3 protein-coding genes and 1 pseudogene are annotated in these 8,160 nt (G+C 34.7%); all 4 read right to left on the bottom strand.

The features are described 5' to 3' along the window. Positions 1 to 697: 697 nt before the first annotated feature. Complete coding sequence (locus CDZ78_RS17745; RefSeq protein ID WP_087871171.1) at positions 698 to 3,883, bottom strand: type I restriction endonuclease subunit R; 3,186 nt, start codon at positions 3,881 to 3,883, stop codon at positions 698 to 700. Further along, positions 3,883 to 5,088, bottom strand: a complete 1,206-nt coding sequence (locus CDZ78_RS17740; protein ID WP_087871170.1) for a restriction endonuclease subunit S — start codon at positions 5,086 to 5,088, stop codon at positions 3,883 to 3,885. The genes CDZ78_RS17745 and CDZ78_RS17740 overlap by 1 nt, the downstream gene beginning before the upstream one ends. After that, entirely contained in the window at positions 5,085 to 7,070 is a 1,986-nt protein-coding gene (locus CDZ78_RS17735) for a class I SAM-dependent DNA methyltransferase (protein WP_087871169.1), read from the bottom strand. The genes CDZ78_RS17740 and CDZ78_RS17735 overlap by 4 nt, the downstream gene beginning before the upstream one ends. A gap of 214 nt (positions 7,071 to 7,284) precedes the next feature. Beyond that, a pseudogene (locus CDZ78_RS17730) lies at positions 7,285 to 7,707 on the bottom strand (recombinase family protein); the annotation flags it as partial. Positions 7,708 to 8,160: the final 453 nt, after the last annotated feature.

Raw genomic sequence — 8,160 nt, 5'->3', positions numbered from 1 at the left:
ACTAGTTTATCGGATGGGATGAGAAAGTTTTTCTCCTGGATGATGTCTTACGCTGAAAATCAGGGAAACGTAGCCTAAGCGAAGTGATGATTTTTAGTCCGCGATAGCAGTAGGGCCGTTGTTTTGTCGGAGTCTGAGCGTTAGCGAAGGTGGAGACAAAATAAAAGGCCATCCGACACGGCGTCAAGTCATTTGGAGCCTATGTTCCGACCCCTTGTTGGGTCGGGACGAGGTGACGAGGACGAATCGGGGCCGCCGGAGGCATAAGTGGTCGCGTTAAGTTTTTGCTGCTTGCTTGGGCTGGGATGCCCAAAACAAGCTTTCGCAAAAATAGCGACTCCCCGCTTTTTATTATCTATATATAAATTATAGCTAAAAAAACAGGATCTGTTAATAACGTGGGTTAAATAAACAAAGATAATCCAGACAGTAAGAACAATAAGGCATACAGCTGTTTTATTAAATTTAATTAAAAGCTAAGTATAATAATGTTTAGCTGAAATAATAGAAAGATTTTATTTCATACAAATAAAAACAAATACCGGTATGATGTGCGCTTATTAATCTGCTTTTTAATAGCTAAATATAATAATGTTTAGCTAGTATTAACGCTTAGATATAAAATGGTAAAATAGAAAAGTGTTACTTTGTGGTGTGATATGAAGATTGATAAGTAATTTTTACAACTTACGTAGCACTATATATCCAACATCCCATTACTATCCCCAGACTTCACCAAGTCATAAACAATCCCCACAAAATCCTCCATTACCTGTTTATCTTTTAATAACACGCTAGCAATAGCGTTGTAGGAGGTCATCGCCTGGATAACTGACTGAGTGACCACTTTAGGTAAATCACCATTTTTTGATTGTTCTTTTGTGTTTTTATTAATTTGTTCTGAAACCAGTTCATTATTGGTAACATCATTAGCAATTTGTACTGCAAAATATTTTTGTCCTGATTCTGTTCCTGTATCGCCTAAAAGTTCATTTAATTTGGCAATAATCTCAGATAAGAACTGTTTTTCTCTATCACTTACAGGAGATTCATTGGGTTTTAAGGGCTTTAATTTTTCTGCTGCTTTATCTTCCTGCTCATCTTGTTTTAAGGCTTGTATGCTATATCCTGAAATCATTAAGCCGGTTAAATCGACATCTTTTGGAGAGACACCCTTTAATCTTTTTGCTAATAATTGAGAAAAAGCGGCAAAGTTTTCTAGGTCGGGATCATCAAAGCTAATGAGTTGAGCAATATAGTTATAGGTTTTAACAAAACGGCTTAAATTTGTTTTAAAACGCATCAATTCTTCGCGTTCTTTGGTGAACTCACTGCGTTTATGTTCTGTTTGTTTTTCTGCAACCTTGTCACCTAAAGCATATGCTTTTTCAAATGCGTTATCCCATATTTGGATACTGTCATTTAGATTTTTTATTTTTTCATTAAAAATATCAGTCGGTCGTTGAGTCGCAGCGTATAGCAATTTATGCATGGAAGGACTGACTTCCCCTTTTAATAACGATTTGTCTCTGGTTTTTTTAAAGGTTTCCTGGTCTTTATCATTATAAATATGTTGTTCATCTAAAATATCTTTCATGTCATAAACGACATTTAGATCTTGAACCTTTTCTAGTTCGGCACCGTTATCATATTGTTTAAACGCTTCTAAAATAGTGTCTGGTTCATTCACGAAATCAATGATGAATGTCTTATCTTTTCCAGGATAAATTCTGTTTAATCTTGAAAAAGTTTGTACAGATTCAATTCCACTCACTTTTTTATCAACATACATAGCCACCAATTTAGGTTGGTTAAATCCTGTTTGGAATTTATTGGCAACCAACATGATTCTATATTCTCGTTGCTCAAAAGCATGGCGCAAATCTTGAGAACCGACTGAGTTCATATTGGATTCAGAGAACTCGGCATCATCAGCTACGTTAAATCCTGTAAGGTCGCCTAAATCAGTTGCCTTGATTTTGTCAGAAAAAGCAACAAGGGCTTGTATGCCTTCAATTGAATTTTTCTTAATATATTTATCTAAAGCGAGTTTATATTTAACCGCTGAGGCTCTGGAGCTGGTGACAATCATTGCTTTTGCTTCACCATTTAATAAATGTGAAACATTGTCTTTAAAATGATTAACAATAAAATCAACTTTTTGACTGACATTCGTAGGGTGCAGGGAAATCCATTTTGCTAATGATCGTCGAGCTGATTTTTTATCAACCCGCTTATCTTCTTTCATGGATTCATTTAAAGTATAAGCCGCTGAATAAGGCATGTAGTTTTCTAATACATCTAAGATAAAGCCCTCCTCAATCGCCTGACGCATTGTATAGCGATGAAAGGACTCTGGCTTATTTGTATCTGAAACGGCTTGTGTTGGGTCAGCTGGACGGCCAAAAAGAGTCATAGTGCTATGCTTAGGTGTAGCAGTAAAAGCAAAGTGACTGACGTTAGCTGGCCTTACTCTTGAGTTTTGAACTTCTAGGAGTAAATCATCAACGGACATATCTTCCATTTTCTTTTTTGAATCCATTGATAAAGCGGCTCTTAATCCTTGAGCATTACTCCCCGTTTGAGAGGCATGAGCTTCATCAATAATGACGGCAAAACTACGATCTGATAGTGATTTTTCTGTAAGAATAGCTTCGATAGCGTAAGGGAATGTTTGGATTGTCACGACAATAATTGGCGTTCCTGATGTTAATGCTTTCGCTAACTGTTTGCTTTTTGATTCGTTAGATTTCTCTCTTTCAATCGCAGAGATAACGCCAAATTGATGATCAATTTGTTGTACTGCATCTTGAAGTTGAGCATCTAAAACATTGCGGTCCGTAACAATAATGACTGAATTAAATATCGCATTTCCTTCGGGTGATCTTAAACTAATTAAATCATGGGCTGTCCATGCAATCGTGCTGGTTTTTCCTGATCCAGCGCTGTGTTCACAAAGGTAGTTTTGTCCTGCTCCATTCTTTTTAGCATCATCAATCATATTGTTGACGGCTTCTAATTGATGGAATCGAGGAAATATTAAAGTTTCTTTTGTGTAAGGTTTGCCTTTGGCATCTACTTTATTTTTATCTGTTTCGATATAAATAAAGTTATGGAAAATCCTTAGCCATGCATCTGTTGTTAAAATATCTTCCCAGAAATAAGCGGTAGGATATTCGCCGTATTCTCTTGCTGGGTTTCCTGCATAGCCATTATTTCCTTTATTAAAGGGTAAAAAATAAGTATTTTTACCATCTAACTTTGTTGTCATTTGAATTTCACTTTCAGACATTGCAAAGTGAACAATAGCACCACGTTTAAAGGTTAATAACGGCTCTTTACGCTTCGTTTTTGGATCAATGGGTAAACGGTCTTCTTTATATTGTTTTACGGCTAATTCAGCTAATTGAGTGAAATCTGTTTTTAATTCTACGGTTGCAACAGGTAAGCCATTAATGAAGAAAACTAAATCAATTTCCCATTCGCGAGTAGGACAATATTTTAATTGTCTAACGACTCGTAAGCGATTTTCTTTGTATTTTTTATTAACTTTTTCATTGCGGTTATCTTCAGGGGCTTTTTGACCCATGCTAATTAGTCCTGCTCCTGCAATTTTAAATCCATTCCTTAGGGTTTCAATTGTTCCTTTCGAGTCTAATCCCTTTGCTAATCGATCTAATAAAATTGTTTCAGCGGATAAACCATTTAATTTAACTAATTTTATCCATACTTCGGGTTGAGTGGCTTTAATCCACTTTATAACATCTTCAGTATATAAAGCGCGTTGCTTATCATAGTTGGCAGGTTTTCCTTCAAGCCAACCCTGATTAACTAATTTTTGAGTAATATTATCTTCAAAATTTACTTCGTGATGATCTGCCATTATGCGACTTCCCTTACGTCTATTTTTCCTGTGACTGCTGCGCTGATTAATGCGGTTCGGTGTTCTTTTAGGAGTTCTATTGAGTTTTGAGTTTCTTTAATTAATAAATCGATTTTGGTTGTTTGAGTATCAAGAAAATCAACAATAACTTCTTGTTCTTTATAATTTGGTATAGAAAAATTTATATTATGTAAGTTTTCTTGTGTCATACTAGGAACAGCGCTACCAAATTGATAATAATTAAACTCTATTGTTAAGGATAAATAAAAAAATAATTTTGGAACAACATTTTTAAAAATTACAGTATAGAACATTGTATCTACACTCCAGAATGGTTCTTGGATGAATAATGGTTTATCTATAGTTCCTTTTCTTCCAAGTAAAACACTCTCTTTGTTATATAAATATTTAGAAGACCTTCCAAACTCTCCACCAGAGCCATAAATAGGAAATCCTCCATTATCAATTAAAACAGATTTTTGATCCTGACCATTTCTTACTTTGGCTAAATATTTAAACCTTTTTACACCCCAATGTTCAGGCACTTCCCCCAACCATTCAACCCCAGAGTCTTTCATTTTAACTGTTGTGTCTAAGCCTTTTGTAACCGCATGACTAATCAATGCTTGGCGTTTTTCCTTTAATAAAGCAATGAAGTTATCTTTTTCTTCAATAAGGGAGTCTATGCGGGTGGTTTCGCGGTCCAGGAAGTTTGCGATGCAATCTTGTTCTTCAATATTAAAAATAGGAATTAATATATTTTTCATATCTGAGTATCGTGTACTCCATAAATCGGCAACAATTCCATTTCCCCACTTATAAAACTCTTCTTTAAAATTATGTGATTTATATAAATAATGGAAATACTTAGGGTTTCCATGCAATGATTTTAGAACAATACTAATTACAGAAACTGATCCTTCAAGTTCAGATAGACCACTGGACCCCTTTCTATCTGATCGACTATTTATCACAAAATCACCAATGCAGACTTTTTTACGATTATCTCCATTATCAGTTTTAGCAGCATTATCTAATCGTGGAACTATTCCATTTTTTGTCACCGAAAGAGGTTTAAATATGGTGTCGCTTACTTTTTCTTTCCTATCAAAAAAATAACCACCGAGCCTTTTTATCTCCCAATGCTCAGGAACTTTACCCAGCCAATCACCCCCTGATTCTTTATACTTTGGGTAAGGCTTCATTCCGCTACCTCTGCCAATAATGCAGCAATTCTCGCCTCTGAAGCCTTTAGGTCGGCATCAATATCATGTAATACTCTAGGTGGAGTATATTTATAAAAATAACGATTAAAGTTAATCTCGTAACCGACAACACCCGTTTTTCCATCTTTTTTATCACGTTTACTATGGTCAATAAAAGCATCAGGAACATGTGGTAAAATTTCTTCATTAAAATGCTCTTCAATATCCTTATTGAGTGGTACATTTTCTTGATCGTTAAGGTTTGAGTCGTGTATTGTCTGACCTTTTTTATCTAATACGACATCAAACTCTGGATCGATTACGGTAAAGATATTCATGATTGCAGTGGCAATTGCTTTAGTTGCTTTACCAAAATTACCGGTATTATTTTTTTCTTTAACGACTTCTTCAGCCCAGTAATAGTCTTTATCACCTATCTCTGATTTTAAGAAATTTTTCCAAGCTGTTTTTTGTTCCTCTTTTAATTTAGAGAAAGCCGTTTGCTCTCCAAGTTTATCAATCCCTTCTTCTGTGATGATCAGCTTGGCTCTTAATGGGCGTTTAATATCAATACGTCTATAACCAAAGTCAGTTGTATCAAATATTTTAGTGATTTCAGATTCGGTATAAGAGTCGTATTCTCTTAAAATATCGTCAATCTGTTTGTCATTAATATAACGTCTTTTTTTACCTTCTGATTTACGCATTGATGTCCAAACATCAGTTAAATTAATTAACTGAACTTTGTCTTTTCGTTCCGTTGGTTTTTTATTTGAAAGTACCCAGATATAAGTGCCGATGCCGGTATTGAAAAATAAATCATTTGGAAGAGCAATAATCGCTTCAACATAATCTTGTTCTAATAACCAGCGTCTAATTTCTGATTCACCTGAACCGGCTTTACCGTTAAATAAAGGAGATCCTGATAGAACAATTCCAACTCGACCACCACCATTTTCAGGCAGCTCCATTTTTGAAACAAGGTGCATTAAGAAAAGCATTGAACCATCTTTAATAGTAGGTAATCCTGGCCCAAACCTTCCTGCGTAGCCCAATTCACTTTGTTCTTTTACAACGGCATTCTGATCTTTTTCCCATTTAATTCCGAACGGAGGATTAGCGAGACCGTAATGAAATTTATTATCTGTTAATTGGTCGTTAGAAAGCGTGCTGCCTTGTTTAATTTTATCAGTCTCATAACCTTGTATCATCATTGATATCATGGCTAAGGCGTGAGTTTCAGGGTCTAATTCTTGACCAAAAGGAACAATTTTAGCAGTAGGGCTAAGTTCTTTTATTTGTTCAATTCCATCTGAAAGAAAGCCGCCTGTTCCACAAGTCGGATCATAAATTGTACGAATAACACCTGATTCAACAAAAATTTCTTCATCTGTATGTAGGACTAAACTTGTTGCAAGTCTCACCACGTCACGAGGAGTCATGAATTCACCCGCTTTTTCATTGACTGATGAAGCAAATTTACGAATGAGATGTTCATAAACATTACTCATCACTCGATCTGAAACAACATCTGGATGAAGATCAATCACGACAAAATTATTAACAATCCTGTAAAGAAGTTTAGCTTTATCTAATTTTACCAAGGTATTAAAGAAATCAAATTCTTCAAAAACAACTCTAACATTAGAGGAAAACTTACTAATATAGTCTTCAAAGTTTGCTCTAGTATCTGTTGCCCCTAGTGTCGATAAGGTATAGGTGCTGGTATTATAAAAAGAAAAACCAGACTCATTTGGTAGGATTAAATCTAAATCTATCTCTGAGTCTTTAATTTCGTTGTAACGCGCTAAAACAGCATCTCGTGTTGGTTCTAAAACACATTCTAAACGCCTTAACAAAAGCAATGGCAGTATGATTCGAGCAAAATCTGTATGTTTAAAATCACCCCATAAGTCATCTGCATTTTTCCAGATAAAATCAGATAGGGTTGTGCTGTTATTTGTTTTTATATTTTCAGTCATTGAGTTTATGATCCCTTTATTTGTCTTAGTTCTATTATATAGAGTGAGGTGTTAGGCGTTAATAGAAAGAGCATCTCTTCATTAAAAAAATATCCAATTAAGAATTATAAATTCTATAAACTGATGCAAGACTCATTTCGAGTCTATCAGCTATTTCTTGCTTGTTCTATTCATCGCATCCTTACCATTGGTTTTAACGAGTTGTACCTCTCGCGGTTGGTTTACGCCCTTTGTAGACCCCTTTAGACTTTGCTTTCGCTATACCTTCGAGTTGTCGCTCTTTTCTTATTGACGTTTCAAACTCTGCGAAGGTTCCCAACATATTAATAAATGCTTTACCCGCCGCAGTCTGTGTATTAATCTGCTGTTCTGTTGCTTGTATATCAATCCCTCTTTCTTTTAGATCGTGAACGATGTTCTGTAAGTCACGTAAGCTCCGAGCAAGACGATCAATACGAGTAACAATTAACGTGTCACCATCACGTAAATAATTCAAACAAATTTCTAACTCCGTTCTTCCATTTTTTGATGTACCTGATTTCTTTTCAGTAAAGATTTTATGACATCCGACTTTTTCTAGAGCATCGACCTGGATTTGAAAATCCTGATCGACCGACGAAACTCTTGCATATCCAATTTTTTGACCAACCACAATAACCCCTTTTTTAATATTACTTTATTTTAACATATTTTCTCATTAGGATTAAGATCCTGTGAAAAAAACAAATAATTAGCACTGAATGCCGTATTTTCTCGTTTCAAATAACCCAGGATTTTTTTTGTCATTAAGGTACACCCTATTAATAACGAAAATTATTCATATATTAAAATAGATATAGAGGAGCAAAGTTAAGCCTCTAAACATAGAATTAAGTAAATTCTATGTTTATTTAGCTAAATAGAATATGCGTGTGTTACATGTGCCTTTGTGTAACACAAATAACACAAGTAAGATTAAACAGAATTAAATAAATAGTAATTTTAGTAATTAAACACTAGAGAAAGTATTGGGAAATTATCTATCAGATAATACTCTATTTTTATTTGCTTAAAAAAACCTACAAATAACAACTCTAAACGATGTTTAATA

This window comes from Bathymodiolus platifrons methanotrophic gill symbiont (assembly GCF_002189065.1).
Taxonomy (GTDB): domain Bacteria; phylum Pseudomonadota; class Gammaproteobacteria; order Methylococcales; family Methylomonadaceae; genus Methyloprofundus.
The sequence above is the reverse complement of the archived record's forward strand: the minus strand, read 5'-3'. Positions and strand labels throughout refer to the sequence as shown.

Bases quoted from the DNA above. Each gene is read 5' to 3' on its own strand.
- CDZ78_RS17745 (WP_087871171.1), bottom strand. From the start codon at position 3,883: ATGGCAGATCATCACGAAGTAAATTTTGAAGATAATATTACTCAAAAA.
- CDZ78_RS17740 (WP_087871170.1), bottom strand. From the start codon at position 5,088: ATGAAGCCTTACCCAAAGTATAAAGAATCAGGGGGTGATTGGCTGGGT.
- CDZ78_RS17735 (WP_087871169.1), bottom strand. From the start codon at position 7,070: ATGACTGAAAATATAAAAACAAATAACAGCACAACCCTATCTGATTTT.